Origin of the sequence: Bacillus sp. CBEL-1, assembly GCF_004348885.1 — a bacterium.
GTDB classification, from domain to species: Bacteria; Bacillota; Bacilli; order Bacillales; family Bacillaceae_H; genus Priestia; species Priestia aryabhattai_A.
This window is the reverse complement of record NZ_SBIM01000003.1, coordinates 546,881-564,328: the sequence shown is the minus strand read 5'-3', so window position 1 is coordinate 564,328 and position 17,448 is coordinate 546,881. Positions and strand designations below refer to the sequence as shown.

The following is a 17,448-nucleotide window of genomic DNA, read 5'->3' as shown; positions in this document are numbered from 1 at the left end:
CTGAATAGAAACAACCTCTTTTTTAGCAATTCTTGAGTAGTTTTGTATAGAGATCAATTAAAGCCAGCTGTTCACTATGAATAAGGTTACTATTTTGAATACGCTGAACGGCAAGTTCATATTTTACTTCAGGTGATTTTCGAACTCGAGGGTGCGTCATTTCATCTTGTAAATCTTTTTGAATGGCCTGGGTTAGCTTTTCTTTAATAGAAAGATGATCTTGATTGGAAAAAGAACGATTTATCCAAAGCTTTTGATAGGCGCTAAACAATTGTTCATCTGATAGCATGATGTATAAACTCCTTTGGTTAATATACGTATTAGTTTAGCACACATCTTCTAATATCTGTATGTCACTTCCACAGCTGATACAACTGTCAAAGACTGCGTTTGAATCGGAGGAGCAGACCCAAGTGTCTTAGCTGCCACTATGTAGCCACCAGGAGGCTGTTGCGTCCGCTCAGTGACTTCCAGCGGAATAGGGTTTAGGGGAACACCTAGTGTATCTGCAATAGCTGTTGCTTTTTCTCCAGCGTGCTGAACGGCTTGAGAGAGAGCTTGCTTTTCATAGGGTGTTGGATCTTTCACAAAAAAGCGAATATCTTCTGCTACGTTTCCACCGCTTGCAACAGAGATAGCATACACTTCACCAGCTTGTTTAATATCTTCAACATGGACTTCAAATAAATGCTGTACCTCGTATCCAACTAATGTCGTTTTGCCATCAGTGTAGTCATATTTCGGATTAATAGTAAACGATGCTGTTTCAATATCACTTTGTTCAATTCCAGCATTTTGAAAGCCATCAATCATTGTATTTGAAACGGTAGTATTTTCTTTTAACGCTTGCTGTACGCTTAAGTTTTCTGTACGAACACCAATAATAATTGAAATTCCATCAGGGACAGCAGTAATTCGGCCTTCTCCTATTACTTTTAACTCACGCTCGTTTTCTTCACGTGATGGTGGGGGCTGGTGATTATATGGAAACATGGATGGATGCATATTATTAACCTCCTTATAGGCTCTTATCTATATACGTATGAAGAGAAAGCTTGGGCTACGTATAGAAAATAAAAAGCTCGCAAAAAGATATTTGCGAGCTTTCGTTTGAGATTATTTCGTTTCTTCTTCTAACGTTTCTTCCATTTCAACAAAAGTCCCTTGAACTCTCTTCGAAGGATCTTTCGTTAATAAGCTAACAACAATAACAGCTAAAAAGCTTAGTACGAAACCAGGAATCATTTCATAAAGCGCCTCGCTTAATCCAGGTACGTTTACCCAAATTAAGACCGTAGCAGCACCAACAATCATACCGGCAAGAGCACCCCAACGAGTCATCTTCTTCCAGTATAGGCTTAGTAAAACTGCAGGCCCAAATGCTGAACCGAACCCAGCCCATGCATAACCTACAAGACCTAAAATCGTATCATTTGGATTTAACGATAAGAGAATACCGATAATCGCAACACCGAGTACAGCCAGACGTCCTACTAATACAAGTTCTTTATCTGTCGCTTCACGACGGAAAAATGCTTTATAAAAGTCTTCCGTAATAGCACTTGATGTTACAAGTAGCTGAGATGAAATTGTACTCATAATTGCAGCAAGAATCGCTGCAAGTAAAAATCCGGTAATAAACGGGTGGAACAATACTTGGGCAAATTTAATAAAAATTGTTTCTGGATCTGCTAATGTTGTGGCAGTTTGGTTAACATAAGCGATACCAACTAAACCAGTAAACATTGCACCGATAATAGAAATAATCATCCAACCCATACCAATTCGACGAGCTGGTTTTAGCTCTTTAATAGACGAAATAGCCATGAATCGAACAATAATATGAGGTTGCCCAAAATAACCAAGACCCCAAGCTAAGAATGAGATAATTCCAACAACGGTTGTGCCTCTAAAAAAGTCTAAATAGGCTGGGTTAATGTCACGAACCACGTCAAATGTTGTACCAACGCCACCTAGTTCAGTAAACGCTACAATTGGCACAAGAACAAGAGCCACAAACATAATAATACCCTGTACAAAGTCGGTTAAGCTTACCGCTAAGAATCCGCCGAATAGTGTATAAGCAATAACAACACCTGCTGTTACAAATAGACCAATTCGATAGTCTAATCCAAATGCAGACTCGAATAATGTACCACCGGATACCATACCAGCTGAAGTATAAAGAGTGAAGAAGACAAAAATAACGATGGCTGATACTGTTCTAAGAATTTTAGATGTATCATTGAAGCGGTTTTCAAAATAATCTGGGATTGTAATGGAGTCGTTTGCTACTTCTGTATACGTGCGAAGACGTGGAGCAACAATTAAGTAATTTAGATATGCTCCGATTGTTAAACCAACAGCAATCCATAAACTAGATACTCCTGTAGCATACATAGCACCTGGTAAACCCATTAACATCCAACCACTCATGTCAGATGCACCAGCTGATAGGGCTGTTACAGCAGGACCAAGTCCACGACCGCCTAGCATGTAGCCTGAAATGTCATCAGTAGATTTTTTATAAGCATACCAACCGATAGCTAGCATCCCTATAAAATAAATGGCTAGTGAAATAAATAAACTAATATCCACAATATCTCTCCTTTTTCTGTTTCTCTATATGACGTGTGGAAAATCGTGTCATATAAACAGCTTACGGTTTTTTAAGCTAACAAACTTTTCCCAGAGTATCAAGTTGTTAAACATGAAATTTTTTCAATGAAACCTGCTTCATTGCATAAACAAAGCTGAAGAAAGCGCTTACCTAATAAAAATAAAGTAAAACTATTCGGAATATTTAAACATGTAAATGATCTTTGTTTATTGGAATAAATCACCTTATAAATTAATGCTTTCTACTATTTAATATGGGATCTTTTAATTGAAAATATGTACGTGTTCTAAAACAAAAAAGGCCGTATGAGAACGACCTTTTTTAATTTAACGATTGTTTGGAAATACTCGGCGTACTACTTCATTAAATTCATCAATAATGCCTGTAATTGGGCGTCCATCTTCTAACTTATTTACATAACCATTCATGCGATCAACAAAATCTGGGTTTGTTGAAACATATACTTCTTGCACATTGTTGTTTGCTTTCTTAACTTCATCAGCAATTTTTGCTTCCATTTCTTTTGTTAGCTTGCCTTCTTTTTTATCTTCTAAAACCGCTGCAACATATGCATTACGATTCATCACAATAACGTTTGCATTTTTCACTTCGCTTAACGCATTTACGCGATCAGCTGCACCGTTTGCTACTTCCATGCGTGATTCAGCATATTGATCACGCTTCTTCTCTTGCGTTACGTCATTCGTGTTATTATCCATGTCATTTTCATATGAAACGTTGCGAACCGTATCATCATTAATAAGCCCATCTTTTCCTTGATCTGTAGTGTTACATCCAAATAATGATAGGGTTGTGGCAAAGCTAGCTGCTACAAAAAGTGATTTTTTTATCATGTCCCATTCCTCCTTGCGAAAATAACTTTCGTTGGTTAGCTTTCGTTAAGCGAGGTAAAAACATACATAGAAATTTGGAATAGGCTTATACTAAGACAAAAAGGAGTGGTATGAATGAATCATGGAATTGAAGAAAGCTTATTAATCATACGGAGCGAAACAGGGGATGAACATAAGAAAACAACATTTGCTTTAACAGAAACAGAAGCACGATTGTTATTCGAAACGCTACAAAATCAACGTAAAGAAATTATCGATGAAAATTTAGATAATATGCTTACATAATAGATAACAGCCGAACCTGTTGCTTCGGCTTTTCATTCTTTGCTGAATCAATCAGAGAAAGAATGTAAAAAACTACCGTTAGCGCTTGCATTTTAAAGGAAGCTATTGTAGAATGAAAACGTAAACATTTTTAATTTTTAAATAAAAGATTAAGTGCTCTCACTCATTTTAGAATGAGAGGATTTATTACGAACTAGATGGTTGATACACAATTCACGTGTTATAAAGGAAGTCTACTTCGTAGTAGAAAGTCTTTATAATATGTGAATTTTTTATTTACGGTGTAAATATAGAGTAACATATTAAATTTTTTACATTTTTTTGGAGGTTTTTATGGCTACTAAAGGTACAGTAAAATGGTTTAATAGTGAAAAAGGATTTGGATTCATCGAAGTTCCAGGAGAAAATGACGTATTCGTTCATTTCTCAGCTATCCAAACAGACGGATTTAAAACATTAGAAGAAGGCCAAAGCGTAGAGTTTGAAATCGTTGAAGGTCAACGTGGTCCTCAAGCTGAAAACGTTGTAAAACTTTAATTTTAATTGTTAAAAGCTACCTTATTTCAGGTAGCTTTTTCTATTTTACAAAAATGTATTGACAGCTTCCCAATAAACAAGTACCTTATTTAAGCATGTGTATTTTAGGAGGTAAAAAATGAGTCAAGTTAAAGCACAAGAAGTAAAGATTACAACTGCTGATCCATCAGCTATTGGATTATTCGGTTTAGCAATGGTGACGCTAGTAGCATCATCGCAAAAGTTAGGCTTAACAGATGGACTAGCTTTTATTTTGCCGTGGGCTATTTTTTTAGGTGGTCTTGCGCAACTTTTCGCAGCTATTCAAGATGGCAAGCATAACAATACATTTGGTATGACTGCATTTGGGGCTTTTGGATTGTTTTGGTTCGGTGTAGCTGCTTCATGGTTAATGCAGCTAGGTGTTTTTGGGGAAGAACTCGCAGTAGTTGATGGGCGACAATTAGGTATGGCTTTTATCGGTTATTTAATTTTTAGCTTGTTTATGACAGTAGGGGCAATGGAAACGAATAAAGTTCTTTTCATTATTTTTGTTCTTATCGATTTCTTATTTGTTGGATTATCATTGAGCTCATTTAATGTTATGTACCATTTCACACACTTATTAGCTGCTTTTTCAGAGCTTTTAATTGCAATTATGTCATTCTATGGATCAGCGGCAGCAGTATTAAATACGCATTTTGGAAGAGAAGTGCTTCCAATTGGAAAGCCGTTCGGGATTTTTAAAAAATGAACAAAAAGAGGAACTGTTATAACAGTTCCTCTTTTTGTTTAGACTACAACGCTCAATACAATCGGAAGAGTAATAAGACTCAAACAGGTGCTAATAAGCGTAGATGATGAGACAAACTCAGTGTCAGTGTTATACTCGAGCGCATACATTGTGGTATTAGCTGCCGTTGGCATTGCAGCCATAATAATGAGTATTTGCTTTGTCATTTGATCGATGGGTAAAAATTGAACAATGATAAAAGCAAGGATTGGTGAGACTAATAGTTTCAATGATAATGAAAAAGACAGTTTGCGAAACGCAATGTTTTTTAATTTGATATTAGCAAGCTGCATTCCTAGAACAATCATAACTGTTGGAATTGTCGCGCTTGCTACTAAGCTAACTGCTTCTTCAACAGGTGGACTTAACGTAATATGTAGAAGTTGAAAAGTCAGCCCTAAGATGGATCCGTATACAATCGGCATCGTTGCAACAGCACGCAAAGCAGATTTGATTCCATTAGCTTCAGGACTTCCTTTTGCAGCATAGTACACACCAACGGTACACATAATGAGCTGTTGAAGAACCATTAGTACAATTGCTATATCTAATCCCATTGCTCCGAATACTAATAAGACTACAGGAGTACCGTAGTTACCATTATTCATAAATGCAGAAGCGAGAATCATGCCACATGTCTCCGTTGTTGAATAGCTTCGAATAAATCCAATTAGTCTGACAACTGCAATGATTGACAAACAAAGGATGAGTAAAAAGGCGCCTAGATACAAATATGTAACGGATAGTTGATTCGTATAAAATGTTTGAAAGACAAGAATCGGAGACATTAAATACAAAGACATTTTGGAGATGTTTTTTGTATCAAAACCAATGGTCTTTTGGCCGATAAATCCAAGAGTGAAAATCCCAAAAATAGGAAGTAGCACTTGTAAAAATTCCATGAAATTCTCCTTTCTATAAGAGGTAATCTAAGTATAAGGTGAGAAATTTTTGCAATCATGCTCTTAGAATCATATGTTAAAGAAAAGTAAAGTGATAGTATAATATACTTATTATACAAGAAAATATAAAAAGAAGGGGGAAGAACCGTGCGGAATTTCCACTGTTGTGCAACCTGTCAGCACTTTAAAAGTATCAAACTTGAAAGTGGGATGAGTTACTTTTGTTCCAGACTGGGGTACGAAACGAAGCCTGCGTATCAGTTTAACTGCTGGAAGCCTACAGAGATAGTAAAAAAGCTAATGGAACATGAAGGAAAAAAGAAATAAAAAGAGGCTGGAACATACCAAAACCTTTTCTTACTTTTTATATTGTCAGAATACGTTAGGGCTATTCCGCTACGCTCCACTTCACCATGTTTTCAAAATTATTTTCATAATCAAAATAACCTGAACGATTAAAAGTGAGAAACTCTCAATCGTTCAGGTTTATCATTGGCTGAATTACTTATGTCCCAGCTTCTTTTACCTTACTCTTCTGTACTTTCAGCTTCTAGGTGCTTGCTACAAAATGTTTGAACTTCATCGGCTTCATCATCTTCTAGCTCAAAATCTAACACCTTATTAGTAGAAATTTCATAAAAATAAGGTTGAGAAATAGAAGATTCGCCATCTTTAATAATATAAAGTGTTCGAAGGCCTAAGTCACTGCCTGTATATAACTCATCCTCTTCATCTACATCGATATAAAGATGAAATTCATAGCGTTCACCTGATAACATTCCAAATGGATCTTGCAATTTTTCTACTGTGTATTCACGAATTGAAAACATATGTTTTATCCTTTCTGTTTGAAACAAAAATTGCCCCTGGCTTAATAATATGTAAGAGAAAAGCAACTAAAGAGCTTCTTTATTATAGCCTAAATAATAAAAGAGAACAAAGGATGATTGTTTGCTTAAGGATTTACAAGTTTTAATAAATGAACTGTCCGATTTAAAACGAGAGCTTCTGTTTGCTTTCGGTAATCCTTGTAGTGGGAACTTGATAAATGTTCATCTAAAGCATGTTTATCCCGCCATTGTTCGTAGAAAACAAAAGTGGAAGGGACTTCGATGGAGCGATGCAAATCATATTGAATACATCCGCTTTCACTCTTTGACGGTGCCAATACGCTTAGCAAGGCATCGTATAGTTTTTCCTCGGAACCTGGCTTTGCCTCGAGGATGGCGGTTACTATTATAACGGACATAAAAAATCTCCTTTGACTAATGAAATTTTATTATTATTCTTTCGAAATAAAGGGAGGAATATACATTTTGGTATATTGTACATGGACATATGGATGAAGGTGCGATAAACTGAAACAAAAGGAGTGCACGGAAGTATGAACAAAGAAAGCTATAAATTAGATGATTCGCTAGGATATCGATTGTTTCACGCCTCACGCTTAATGATGAACCGTTTAAATCATCATTTTAAAAATAATGATTATCCTCTTACATACGAACAGTGGCAGATTATGAGTAGGTTATATGAAAAAGATGGCCAAACTCAAAATCAGCTAGCCATTCAAAATGAACGCGATCAAGCAAGCGTATCACGTTTAATTGATAATATGATTAAGCGTGAGTTAGTAAAGAGAGTTCCACATATAACGGATCGTCGAATTAACTTGATTTATTTGACAGAATACGGAAAAAGCATTCAGGTAGAATTAGAAAAGCTGGCACAGCAAACAATTAGCGATGCATCAGAAGGTTTAACAGAAGAAGAGTTAGCAATCTGTTTGTCAACACTAAATAAAATCCGCTATAATTTAAGATAACAGGTAATCTCCGTTTGTCAGGTAAGTACAAATGGAGGCTATTTTTGAACAAAAACTTGTTTAAACAAGTTTTTATGTGGAAATGAAGAAAAAATAGGGAAATCCTATTGACATATGATAATGATTTTCATTATCATATAGTAAGTGGTAAGATAACAAGACAAGTGATGGAGACATCATTTTATTTTTTTATCAATCATTGATAATGATTATCGTTATTGTTGTTTTAAATTATACATAGTAAGGAAGAATAGCAGCGTGAAAATTAGGTATCTTATTATTCTACTATTTTTATTATCGCTTATTTCGTTATTTATCGGCGTATCACCAGTAAACATTCACGGAATTTTATCCTTTGATCAAGAGCAAATTCAAGTGCTATTAATCAGTCGTTTTCCACGATTAATTAGCATCATTATTGCTGGAGTAAGCTTAAGTATATGCGGGTTGATTATGCAGCAGCTTACAAGAAATAAATTTGTTTCTCCGACGACTGCTGGAACCATGGATTCTGCACGCTTAGGTGTTTTAGTAGCACTGATGTTATTCACATCGGCTAGTCCAATTCAAAAAATGTTGGTTGCATTTGTTTTCGCTTTAATCGGAACTTTCATTTTTATGAAGATTTTAGATTCTATCAAAGTAAAAGACCGAATCTTTATTCCTCTTGTTGGTTTAATGTTTGGGAATGTTATCGGTTCAATTACCACCTTTTTTGCGTATAAAAATGATTTAATTCAAAGCATTGGTTCTTGGCTACAAGGTGATTTCTCTACCATTATTTCAGGGCAATATGAGTTGATCTACTTAAGTGTCCCACTGATGGTTATTGCCTACTTGTATGCTAATAAATTTACGATTGCAGGAATGGGAGAAGACTTTGCTACAAATTTGGGCTTACCATTTAAGCAAATTGTGAACATTGGGTTAGTCATTGTAGCACTTGTGTCATCCATTGTACTGTTAACCGTTGGGATGATTCCTTTTTTAGGACTAATCATTCCGAATATTGTGTCAATTTATGCTGGAGATCATTTAAAAAACAGTCTCCCGCAAACAGCTTTGCTTGGAGCAGTTTTTGTACTAGTTTGTGATATTTTAGGACGAGTTATCATTTATCCATACGAAATCTCAATTGGTATGATGGTAGGCGTCATTGGTAGTGGTATATTCTTGTACATGTTGATTAGGAGAAAGGTTTATGAATAATCGATTAAAATTAATAGTTTTAGCAACCTTGACAGTAGGCGTAACTTTATTGTTTGTATTTTATCAATCAAATGGTAATTGGGACTATATTCTGCCAAGGCGTTTAGAGAAATTAGCAGCAGTTTTTCTAACTGGATTTTCAATTGCGGTTTCGACCGTCGTGTTTCAAACCATCACGAACAATCGGATTTTAACACCGAGTATTATCGGCTTAGATTCTTTATATATGCTTATTCAGACCCTTCTCATTTTCTTATTTGGCTCAATGAATATTTTGACGATGAATAAAAATATAAACTTTATGCTTTCAATTGTAGGAATGGTTCTGTTTGCTATGCTTCTCTATAAAATGTTGTTTAAGAAAGAAGGAAAAAGTAATATCTATTTTTTACTGTTAGTTGGATTAATTTTCGGAACGTTTTTCCAAAGTATTTCTTCCTTCATGCAAGTATTAATTGATCCGAATGAATTTTTAATTGTACAAGATCGAATGTTTGCAAGCTTTAATAATGTCCAAACGGAACTACTTTTTCTATCTTTCTTGCTAGTTATCATACTGAGCGTATACGGATTTCGGTATGTTAAGTATTTAGACGTTTTATCACTGGGAAGAGAAGAAGCGATTAACCTTGGAATTGACTATGATGCAGTGACAAAGAAGCTTCTTGTGCTAATTGCCATCTTTATTTCTATCGCAACAGCATTGGTTGGACCCATTACGTTTTTAGGCTTGCTGGTTGTTAACGTAGCGCATGAAGTGTTTAAAACATATCGTCACACGTATCTTCTAGGTGGTTCTATTATCATTAGTGTTTTCTCTTTAGTAGGCGGTTTATTGGTAGTTGAACGTGTCTTCACATTTTCAACAACGCTCAGCGTCATTATTAACTTTATTGGCGGCGCGTATTTTCTTTATCTTTTATTGAAGGGGAGTAGAACATGATTGCTGTTAATGGCGTAACAAAAAGGTATGGAAACAAAAAAGTAATAGATGATGTATCTGTCCAAATTCACAAGGGGAAAATTACATCATTCATCGGACCGAATGGAGCAGGGAAAAGTACGCTCCTATCTATGATTAGTCGCATCTTAAAAAGAGATGAAGGCGAAATTTTACTAGAAGGTCACGATGTAATGAATTCCAAAAGTAATGAGTTAGCAAAGAAAATTTCAATCTTGAAACAAACAAATCACTTAACAATGCGGCTTACAATTCGAGAGCTGGTATCATTTGGTAGATTCCCATATTCACAGGGAAAGCTGAAAAAAGAAGATATAGCATATATAGACGAAGCGATTGCATATATGGAGCTTGAAGAAATGCAGCATAAGTACATTGATGAACTAAGTGGTGGACAGCGTCAACGAGCATACATTGCAATGGTTTTAGCTCAAAATACGGATTATATCTTGCTTGATGAACCTTTAAATAACTTAGATATGAAGCACTCTGTTCAAATCATGAAGGTTTTAAGAAGACTTGTGGATGAGTTAGGCAAAACGATTATTATCGTTATTCACGACATTAACTTTGCCTCATGCTATTCAGATTACATTGTTGCTTTAAAGAATGGACAACTTATTAAGCATGGAGTAACTGCTGAAATTATTAAAGAAGATGTGCTCTTAGACGTCTATGATATGCATATTCCTATTCAAACCATTAATGGAAACAAGATAGGCGTTTATTTTTCAGCTTAAAGGTAAGGTGATTATTGCTTTAATTAAGAGGTTATTTAGCACTGGGCCCTTTACATGAAGTGCGAAAATAGCACCCGGTGATTAGAGTAATTCACATATATTTTAAATACAATAAAAAAGGTGGAAGTTAGATGAAGAAGCTATATATGGTATTTCTAGCAGCATTGCTTGCAGTTGTAGTTGCAGCTTGCGGATCAAATGAAGCGAGTACGACTGCTGATAGTGAAAAGAAAGAAGCAAAAAAGGAAGAAACAATTACAGTTCAGCATGAATTAGGAGAAACAAAAGTAGAAAAAAATCCAGAAAAGGTAGTAGTCTTTGATTTTGGTACGTTAGATTCCATGGATAAATTGGGAATTAACGTAACGGGTGTGCCCCAAGACAGCATGCCTTCTTATCTATCAAAATATGAAGATAAGAAGTATGAAAATGTAGGGGGATTAAAAGAACCTGATTTTGAGAAAATCAGCGAAATTAACCCGGATTTAATCGTTATCTCAGGGCGTCAAGCTGAGCAATACGAAGAGTTTACTAAAATTGCACCAACAATTTATATGGGCTTAGATACAGAAAACTATATGGATTCATTTAAGAAAAATGCACAAACGCTAGGCGAAATCTTTGATAAAGAAGCAGAGGTAGAAAAAGAGGTAGCAGCTGTTGAAAAAACAATGGCAAATGTGAAAGAAGAAGCTGAAGCTTCAAAGAAAAATGGTTTAATTGTTCTTGTTAACGAAGGAAAAGTAAGCGCATATGGACCAGGTTCACGTTTTGGTATTATTCATGATGAGCTAGGAGTTACGCCAGTTGATGCTGGTATTGAAGCTTCTACGCATGGTCAAGGAGTGTCGTTTGAATACATTGTAGAAAAGAATCCTGATTACTTGTTTGTAGTGGACCGTAGCGCAGTTGTAGGTGGGGAATCTTCTGCTAAGCAAGCACTGGAAAACGAATTAATTAAAAAAACAAAAGCATATAAAGAAGGAAACATTGTTTATTTAAATCCGAACTACTGGTACTTATCAGGTGGGGGACTACTTTCAGTAGCTGAGATGGCGAACGAAATTGAAAAAGCAGTACAATGACGAAAAAGCGATGCGGTTTAAGCCGCATCGCTTTTTTATTCTTGATCTCTTATTTCAGCCATTTTATGAAGAGCTTCATGCATTTTAAATACAACAATCAAGGTTTCGCAGTAAATGCGCGTAAATAGTGGCCCTACCACAATTAATGCTAGGCCTAAAAAGACAAGGGAACCACCACCATACATGCTATTAATTCCACTTACAATAAATCCAAACCCTAATAAAATTGTTAAGACAGAGACAATAATGAAGACAATTTTAATGATAGAAGGTGTTAACATCTTGTCGAAGTTGAAAAAGCTACTATTCATTTAATTTCTCCCCTTTGGTGTGTAGACTAGTTGTGTTGTCCTTTTATACATATAAGCAAGCTTCACTATTTAGAACACAATCAACATATTTTTAATGTTACCAATCAAGTATATAATGATAGAAAAGTAGAAAATGCGAATAGAGGGAGAAACTAATGATTAAAGAAAATGATGTTCTAAATAATCAACAAGCAAAAATTATTTTAGCTTTACAAAAACGGTCATACGAAGTCGAAGCATCAATTATTCATAATCGCGAAATTCCACCTTTACAAGAAACGCTCCTGCAACTACAACAATCCAAAGAAATATTTTTAGGTTACTACATAGAAGAAACGTTAGCTGGCGTTATTTCGTTTAAAGTGTTAGGAAAAGAGTTGGATATTTACCGACTGTTTATTGATCCTGTACACTTTAAAAAAGGAATTGCTCAAAAATTACTAGCCTTTGTAGAAATGAATTATTCAGTTACTAAGCTAGTTGTGTCTACAGCATCAAAGAATATACCAGCTATTCGCCTTTATCAAAAGGAAGGTTTTGTTGAGGTAAGAACCACAAAAATAAATGATGAGCTAACTCTAGTTCATTTGGAGAAAGTAATAGAAGACGGTACACTACCATTATAGAAAGAAGGGATAAAGATGAAAAAACATACTAACGCACTGATTCATGAGAAATCTCCTTACCTGCTCCAGCACGCACATAACCCAGTCAATTGGTATCCATGGGGAGATGAAGCCTTTGAAAAAGCTAAGCGTGAAAATAAACCTGTATTTGTATCAATTGGATATAGTACTTGTCATTGGTGTCACGTGATGGAAAAAGAAAGCTTTGAAGATGAAGAAGTCGCAGATTTATTAAATAGACACTTTATTGCCATTAAGGTAGACCGAGAAGAGCGTCCAGATATTGATTCTATTTACATGCGCGTGTGCCAAATGATGACCAATCATGGAGGTTGGCCTTTAAACGTCTTTTTAACACCTGACCAAAAACCGTTTTATGCGGGTACCTATTTTCCAAAGAATAGCGCTTACAATAGACCAGGTATGATGGATGCGCTGCCGCAGCTCGCTGAAAAGTTTCTGCATGAGCGGTCTTTTGTTGAAAAGGTAGGAGAGCAGGTTGTAAAAGGTTTAAAAGCTTCTGTACATATTCCTTCAGACAGCACAATTGATGAAGGTACTCTTCATCAAGCATTTCAGCAGCTCGTTGGTCAATTTGATCCAGTGTACGGAGGATTTGGGCAATCACCGAAATTTCCGATGCCGCATACGCTGACATTTTTGCTTCGCTATCATCGATTAACAAATAATGATACAGCGTTATTAATGGTTGAAAAAACGCTCGATTCGTTAGCTTCAAGCGGTCTCTATGATCAAATTGGTGGTGGGTTTGCGAGGTACTCAACAGATCAGCAATGGATGATCCCACACTTTGAAAAAATGCTCTATGATCAAGGGCTTTTGCTACATGCTTATATTGAAGCTTACCAAATGACAAAAAAGAAGCGCTATCGTGAAATAATTGAAGAGAGTATTGCATTTTTAATTCGTGAAATGAGAGATAGTCAAACAGGTGCATTCTATTCCGCAATTGATGCGGACTCAGAAGGAGCAGAAGGGACCTATTATGTATGGTCAAAAGAAGAAATAACAAACCTTTTTACTGAAGAGGAAGCGGAGTTTGTTTGTAGTGCATATAGCATTACGGAAGAAGGGAATTTTGAAGGCAAGAACCACCTTCATTTAATACCAACGGAAATAGAGGAGCTAGCTAAGCTCAGTAAACAATCCATTAAAGAAACGGAAGCTAAGCTGAAAAAATGCAATGAAAAGCTGTTAAAAGAGCGTCAGAAACGCATATACCCTCATGTTGATGATAAAATCTTAACATCTTGGAACGGCTTGATTATAAGCGCATTAGCAAAGGCTGGGCGGGCATTGCAAAATGAAACATTTACAGAGCTAGCTGAGCAGGCTGCGCTTTTTATTCACGAAAATATGTACAAAAAGGAGCGCTTAATGGTTCGCTATCGTGAAGGAGAAGTAAAAGAAAAAGGTTTAATTGATGATTATGCGTTTTTATTGTGGGCTTATAACGATCTTTATGATGCAACGCTCAAAGTAGATTATCTGACAAAAGCAAAAGCAATTGCTGAGAATATGACTTCATTATTTTGGGATAAAGACAAAGGTGGTTTTTTCTTTACTGGGAGTGATGCAGAGCAACTGCTTGTGCGTGAAAAAGAAGTGTACGATGGTGCTCTTCCTTCCGGTAATAGCGTCGCTGTTTGTCAGCTTTTGCGTTTAGGTCATCGAACAGGAAACGAGAAGTTATTACAAATGGTTGAAAAGATGGAGGGAACGTTTTATTCACTTATTCGAATGCAAGCCAGTAGCCACACGCAGTTTTTGCAAGCGAGGCTTGAACAGGCAATCGGGATAAAAGAAGTCATTGTGTTAGCTAAAGAGACATTAGAAGAAATACAGCTTTTGAAGACTTCATTTATACCAGAAGTTGTATGGTTAGTTGGAAATAAAAAGGAACTGATGCCACATGCTCATTTCATAGAGAGCTATGACCAAAGAAATGAGTCAATCATTTATGTGTGTAAAGATTTTGCGTGCGAGCGCCCGTCTATGGAAATAAAAAAGGCTATCGAAGCAGTTTTATAAAAGCAATAAAATACCGCCATTCCTCTATGGCGGTATTTTTTAAGATAGTTGCTTGCTTTCAGCGTGTTTTACAAATGTATATTCATCTTCAATTAAACCACATGCTGCGCACTGAATGCGACGTTCTGGGCCACGGTATGGGGCATGGAAAGCATCTAGTGAATCATTGGTATATTCTGTTACAACATCACCAGAGCGAGGATCTAATTTGACCGCCGTCGCTTTTTGCTCAATGATATTAAAGCGCGTTCGATTTGTTTTACAGCTTGGACATAAATACGGATTTCCCATGTTGTCCACCTCCTAGTTGTTACGATGTCCCTTTTTTGAAAAAACATACAAAAACTAATGATTTGAAACAGGCCTTAGATTCGTTAAAATAAAGCTAGGTGATGAAGATGAAAATACGTAAAAATTTACAAGAAGTAATGAACGTGTTGCAAACGAATAAACAGTTTAAATCCAACATCGTTCATTGGCATACAATTGAAGAAAAAGAAGCCCAAACAAACCCATTTCCTTCACAAATTCATGAGAAAATACGTGAGGGATTAGAAAAGCGAGGAATTCTATCTCTTTATACGCATCAAGCTACTGCTTTTACATATGCGTATGAGAAGAAAAATGTAGTTGCCGTTACGCCTACTGCTTCAGGAAAGACGCTTTGTTACAACCTTCCTGTCCTTCAAAGTATTATGGAAAATGAGCAGTCACGTGCGCTATATTTGTTCCCAACAAAAGCTCTTTCACAAGATCAAAAGACGGAGCTAAATGAGTTGATTGAAGAAATGGACACTTCAATTAATAGCTACACATATGATGGAGACACGCCTGCTAATATTCGTCAAAAAGTGCGAAAAGCAGGTCATGTTGTCATTACAAACCCTGATATGCTTCACTCTGCTGTTTTACCTCATCATACAAAATGGGTATCATTGTTCGAGAATTTAAAGTATATCGTTATTGATGAGCTTCATACGTATCGAGGCGTATTTGGAAGTCATGTAGCAAACGTTATTCGGCGCTTGAAACGAATTTGTCGCTACTATGGAAGTAAGCCGGTATTTATATGTACTTCAGCTACCATTGCCAATCCGAAAGAGCTAGCTGAGCATCTTTTAGGAGAGCAGGTGGAGCTTGTCGATAATAACGGAGCACCGAGTGGAAAGAAACACTTTATCTTTTACAATCCACCTGTTGTAAACAAACCGTTAAATATTAGAAGAAGCGCTACTCTTGAGGTGCGTAACATTGCAGGAGAGTTTCTGAAGAATAAAATTCAAACAATTGTTTTTGCTCGAAGTCGTGTTCGGGTTGAGATTATCCTTACGTACTTACAAGAGCTTGTGAAAAATCAGCTGAAAGGTAAAGCGATTCAAGGATACAGAGGAGGCTATTTACCTAAGCAGAGACGTGAAATTGAAAAGGGGCTGCGCAGTGGGGAGATTTATGGGGTAGTTAGCACAAATGCACTGGAGCTAGGGGTAGACATTGGACAGCTGCAAGTATGTGTGATGACAGGTTATCCTGGAACGGTTGCAAGTGCTTGGCAACAAGCTGGACGCGCAGGACGCAGGCACGGAGAAGCTGTTATTGTAATGGTTGCTAGTTCGAGTCCGCTGGATCAGTATATGATTCAAAATCCGGAATATTTCTTTAGTCGCAACCCTGAAACAGCACGCATTAATCCTGATAATTTAGTTATCTTAGTAGATCATTTAAAGTGTGCTTCGTATGAGCTTCCTTTTAAGCAAGGAGAAACATTTGACGGTGTAGATATTGAAGACGTATTGGAGTTTTTAGGAGAAGAGCGCGTAATTCACCTAAGCGGTGATAAGTGGTATTGGATGAATGATTCGTTTCCAGCTCACAATATCAGTTTACGATCTGCTTCTCAAGAAAATGTCGTTATTATTGATCAGTCAGATATCGCTAACGTAAAGGTCATCGGAGAGATGGATCGTTTCAGTGCAATGACGCTTTTACATGATGAAGCCATTTATTTGCATCAGGGTATTCAATATCAAGTTGAGTATTTAGATTGGGATGAGAAAAAAGCGTATGTACGTGAGGTCACCGCTGATTATTTCACAGATGCTAATTTGGCTGTTAACTTAAAAGTGTTGGAAGCCGATAAAGAAACGAAAGCATCTTCTTATACGATGGGGTACGGCGATGTAATGGTAAGCGCGATGGCTACCATATTTAAAAAGATTAAATTTGAGACGCATGAAAATATTGGATCAGGTCCAATTCATTTACCTGAGGAAGAACTGCATACAAATGCTGTTTGGCTTAGTTTTTCAAAAGAAGTATTTCAAGAGTCAGAAGAAAGGTTAGAGCAAGCTCTATTATCGGTTGCTACCACCATTCAGTCAATTGCACCGTTAATGGTTATGTGTGATCCTTCTGATTTACATGTTGTTCCGCAAGTGAAAGCCGTTCATAATGAAGAACCAACCATCTTTTTATATGATCGCTACCCCGGAGGCATTGGACTTAGTGATAAAGTGTATGAACAAATGAAAGAAGTGTTGGAAGAAGCGCAGCAACTTATTGCTACTTGTCACTGTGAAAGTGGCTGCCCATCCTGTATCGGATTAGAAGGACAAGGTGAACATGCTAAACAGGACGCGCTCTCATTGCTTCAGCTATTACTAGCAAGGTAG

20 protein-coding genes are annotated in these 17,448 nt (G+C 36.5%); 11 read left to right on the top strand and 9 right to left on the bottom strand.

Annotation, left to right across the window (positions count from 1 at the left end):
* Positions 1 to 22: 22 nt before the first annotated feature.
* From EPL02_RS02980 to EPL02_RS02965, 4 genes are all read right to left on the bottom strand, one after another.
* Positions 23 to 289 carry a hypothetical protein gene (locus tag EPL02_RS02980; protein ID WP_094909587.1) on the bottom strand — a complete coding sequence of 89 codons (267 nt, stop codon included), beginning with the start codon at positions 287 to 289 and terminating at the stop codon, positions 23 to 25.
* 50 nt (positions 290 to 339) lie between these two features.
* Entirely contained in the window at positions 340 to 1,005 is a 666-nt protein-coding gene (locus EPL02_RS02975; RefSeq protein ID WP_094909588.1) for an SIMPL domain-containing protein, read from the bottom strand.
* Positions 1,006 to 1,116: 111 nt separating this feature from the next.
* Positions 1,117 to 2,598, bottom strand: a complete 1,482-nt coding sequence (gene putP, locus EPL02_RS02970) for a sodium/proline symporter PutP (RefSeq protein ID WP_094909589.1) — start codon at positions 2,596 to 2,598, stop codon at positions 1,117 to 1,119.
* Positions 2,599 to 2,946: 348 nt separating this feature from the next.
* On the bottom strand, positions 2,947 to 3,474 hold the full coding sequence (locus EPL02_RS02965) for a YhcN/YlaJ family sporulation lipoprotein (RefSeq protein WP_094909590.1): 528 nt from the start codon (positions 3,472 to 3,474) through the stop codon (positions 2,947 to 2,949).
* A 114-nt stretch (positions 3,475 to 3,588) separates the two neighbouring features.
* Between EPL02_RS02965 and EPL02_RS20755 the strand changes: the two genes are divergently transcribed.
* The 3 genes from EPL02_RS20755 to EPL02_RS02955 all read left to right on the top strand — a co-directional run bounded on the left by EPL02_RS20755 (position 3,589) and on the right by EPL02_RS02955 (position 5,029).
* The gene (locus EPL02_RS20755) at positions 3,589 to 3,759 is read left to right on the top strand and encodes a hypothetical protein (RefSeq protein ID WP_165932502.1); all 171 of its coding nucleotides are present in this window, start codon (positions 3,589 to 3,591) and stop codon (positions 3,757 to 3,759) included.
* A gap of 333 nt (positions 3,760 to 4,092) precedes the next feature.
* Positions 4,093 to 4,296 (top strand): cold-shock protein, encoded by a 204-nt coding sequence (locus tag EPL02_RS02960; protein ID WP_025907130.1) that lies wholly within the window; start codon positions 4,093 to 4,095, stop codon positions 4,294 to 4,296.
* 118 nt (positions 4,297 to 4,414) lie between these two features.
* A complete protein-coding gene (locus EPL02_RS02955; RefSeq protein WP_094909591.1) occupies positions 4,415 to 5,029 on the top strand; it encodes an acetate uptake transporter in 615 nt (204 codons plus the stop codon).
* A gap of 38 nt (positions 5,030 to 5,067) precedes the next feature.
* On the opposite strand, the gene EPL02_RS02950 is transcribed toward EPL02_RS02955, so the two are convergent.
* The 3 genes from EPL02_RS02950 to EPL02_RS02935 all read right to left on the bottom strand — a co-directional run bounded on the left by EPL02_RS02950 (position 5,068) and on the right by EPL02_RS02935 (position 7,219).
* Entirely contained in the window at positions 5,068 to 5,970 is a 903-nt protein-coding gene (locus tag EPL02_RS02950) for an AEC family transporter (protein WP_094909592.1), read from the bottom strand.
* 527 nt (positions 5,971 to 6,497) lie between these two features.
* A complete protein-coding gene (locus EPL02_RS02940) occupies positions 6,498 to 6,800 on the bottom strand; it encodes a DUF6509 family protein (RefSeq protein WP_094909594.1) in 303 nt (100 codons plus the stop codon).
* A 125-nt stretch (positions 6,801 to 6,925) separates the two neighbouring features.
* Entirely contained in the window at positions 6,926 to 7,219 is a 294-nt protein-coding gene (locus EPL02_RS02935; protein ID WP_094909595.1) for a putative quinol monooxygenase, read from the bottom strand.
* Positions 7,220 to 7,354: 135 nt separating this feature from the next.
* On the opposite strand from EPL02_RS02935, the gene EPL02_RS02930 reads away from it, so the two are divergent.
* The 5 genes from EPL02_RS02930 (at position 7,355) to EPL02_RS02910 (ending at position 11,790) form a co-directional block, all read left to right on the top strand.
* Positions 7,355 to 7,795, top strand: a complete 441-nt coding sequence (locus tag EPL02_RS02930; protein ID WP_094909596.1) for a MarR family winged helix-turn-helix transcriptional regulator — start codon at positions 7,355 to 7,357, stop codon at positions 7,793 to 7,795.
* A gap of 258 nt (positions 7,796 to 8,053) precedes the next feature.
* Positions 8,054 to 9,004: an ABC transporter permease gene (locus EPL02_RS02925; protein WP_094909597.1), complete on the top strand. Its 951-nt coding sequence runs from the start codon at positions 8,054 to 8,056 to the stop codon at positions 9,002 to 9,004.
* A complete protein-coding gene (locus tag EPL02_RS02920) occupies positions 8,997 to 9,947 on the top strand; it encodes an iron chelate uptake ABC transporter family permease subunit (RefSeq protein WP_094909598.1) in 951 nt (316 codons plus the stop codon). Before EPL02_RS02925 ends, EPL02_RS02920 begins: the two co-directional genes overlap by 8 nt.
* Positions 9,944 to 10,705: an iron ABC transporter ATP-binding protein gene (locus EPL02_RS02915; protein ID WP_131886951.1), complete on the top strand. Its 762-nt coding sequence runs from the start codon at positions 9,944 to 9,946 to the stop codon at positions 10,703 to 10,705. Before EPL02_RS02920 ends, EPL02_RS02915 begins: the two co-directional genes overlap by 4 nt.
* A 131-nt stretch (positions 10,706 to 10,836) precedes the next feature.
* The gene (locus EPL02_RS02910) at positions 10,837 to 11,790 is read left to right on the top strand and encodes a siderophore ABC transporter substrate-binding protein (protein ID WP_131886950.1); all 954 of its coding nucleotides are present in this window, start codon (positions 10,837 to 10,839) and stop codon (positions 11,788 to 11,790) included.
* Between the two features lie 35 nt (positions 11,791 to 11,825).
* Here EPL02_RS02910 and EPL02_RS02905 read toward each other — a convergent pair whose 3' ends face one another.
* The gene (locus EPL02_RS02905) at positions 11,826 to 12,101 is read right to left on the bottom strand and encodes a DUF4282 domain-containing protein (protein ID WP_094909601.1); all 276 of its coding nucleotides are present in this window, start codon (positions 12,099 to 12,101) and stop codon (positions 11,826 to 11,828) included.
* A 155-nt stretch (positions 12,102 to 12,256) separates the two neighbouring features.
* Between EPL02_RS02905 and EPL02_RS02900 the strand changes: the two genes are divergently transcribed.
* Entirely contained in the window at positions 12,257 to 12,727 is a 471-nt protein-coding gene (locus EPL02_RS02900; RefSeq protein ID WP_094909602.1) for a GNAT family N-acetyltransferase, read from the top strand.
* Positions 12,728 to 12,742: 15 nt separating this feature from the next.
* Positions 12,743 to 14,779 carry a thioredoxin domain-containing protein gene (locus EPL02_RS02895; RefSeq protein WP_131886949.1) on the top strand — a complete coding sequence of 679 codons (2,037 nt, stop codon included), beginning with the start codon at positions 12,743 to 12,745 and terminating at the stop codon, positions 14,777 to 14,779.
* Positions 14,780 to 14,818: 39 nt separating this feature from the next.
* Here EPL02_RS02895 and EPL02_RS02890 read toward each other — a convergent pair whose 3' ends face one another.
* The gene (locus EPL02_RS02890; protein WP_025909359.1) at positions 14,819 to 15,070 is read right to left on the bottom strand and encodes a hypothetical protein; all 252 of its coding nucleotides are present in this window, start codon (positions 15,068 to 15,070) and stop codon (positions 14,819 to 14,821) included.
* Between the two features lie 107 nt (positions 15,071 to 15,177).
* Here EPL02_RS02890 and EPL02_RS02885 point away from each other — a divergent pair, with 107 nt between their 5' ends.
* Positions 15,178 to 17,448 carry a DEAD/DEAH box helicase gene (locus EPL02_RS02885; protein WP_131886948.1) on the top strand — a complete coding sequence of 757 codons (2,271 nt, stop codon included), beginning with the start codon at positions 15,178 to 15,180 and terminating at the stop codon, positions 17,446 to 17,448.

Bases quoted from the DNA above. Each gene is read 5' to 3' on its own strand.
- EPL02_RS02980 (WP_094909587.1), bottom strand. From the start codon at position 289: ATGCTATCAGATGAACAATTGTTTAGCGCCTATCAAAAGCTTTGGATA.
- EPL02_RS02975 (WP_094909588.1), bottom strand. From the start codon at position 1,005: ATGCATCCATCCATGTTTCCATATAATCACCAGCCCCCACCATCACGT.
- EPL02_RS02965 (WP_094909590.1), bottom strand. From the start codon at position 3,474: ATGATAAAAAAATCACTTTTTGTAGCAGCTAGCTTTGCCACAACCCTA.
- EPL02_RS20755 (WP_165932502.1), top strand. From the start codon at position 3,589: ATGAATCATGGAATTGAAGAAAGCTTATTAATCATACGGAGCGAAACA.
- EPL02_RS02960 (WP_025907130.1), top strand. From the start codon at position 4,093: ATGGCTACTAAAGGTACAGTAAAATGGTTTAATAGTGAAAAAGGATTT.
- EPL02_RS02955 (WP_094909591.1), top strand. From the start codon at position 4,415: ATGAGTCAAGTTAAAGCACAAGAAGTAAAGATTACAACTGCTGATCCA.
- EPL02_RS02950 (WP_094909592.1), bottom strand. From the start codon at position 5,970: ATGGAATTTTTACAAGTGCTACTTCCTATTTTTGGGATTTTCACTCTT.
- EPL02_RS02940 (WP_094909594.1), bottom strand. From the start codon at position 6,800: ATGTTTTCAATTCGTGAATACACAGTAGAAAAATTGCAAGATCCATTT.
- EPL02_RS02935 (WP_094909595.1), bottom strand. From the start codon at position 7,219: ATGTCCGTTATAATAGTAACCGCCATCCTCGAGGCAAAGCCAGGTTCC.
- EPL02_RS02930 (WP_094909596.1), top strand. From the start codon at position 7,355: ATGAACAAAGAAAGCTATAAATTAGATGATTCGCTAGGATATCGATTG.
- EPL02_RS02920 (WP_094909598.1), top strand. From the start codon at position 8,997: ATGAATAATCGATTAAAATTAATAGTTTTAGCAACCTTGACAGTAGGC.
- EPL02_RS02915 (WP_131886951.1), top strand. From the start codon at position 9,944: ATGATTGCTGTTAATGGCGTAACAAAAAGGTATGGAAACAAAAAAGTA.
- EPL02_RS02910 (WP_131886950.1), top strand. From the start codon at position 10,837: ATGAAGAAGCTATATATGGTATTTCTAGCAGCATTGCTTGCAGTTGTA.
- EPL02_RS02905 (WP_094909601.1), bottom strand. From the start codon at position 12,101: ATGAATAGTAGCTTTTTCAACTTCGACAAGATGTTAACACCTTCTATC.
- EPL02_RS02900 (WP_094909602.1), top strand. From the start codon at position 12,257: ATGATTAAAGAAAATGATGTTCTAAATAATCAACAAGCAAAAATTATT.
- EPL02_RS02895 (WP_131886949.1), top strand. From the start codon at position 12,743: ATGAAAAAACATACTAACGCACTGATTCATGAGAAATCTCCTTACCTG.
- EPL02_RS02890 (WP_025909359.1), bottom strand. From the start codon at position 15,070: ATGGGAAATCCGTATTTATGTCCAAGCTGTAAAACAAATCGAACGCGC.
- EPL02_RS02885 (WP_131886948.1), top strand. From the start codon at position 15,178: ATGAAAATACGTAAAAATTTACAAGAAGTAATGAACGTGTTGCAAACG.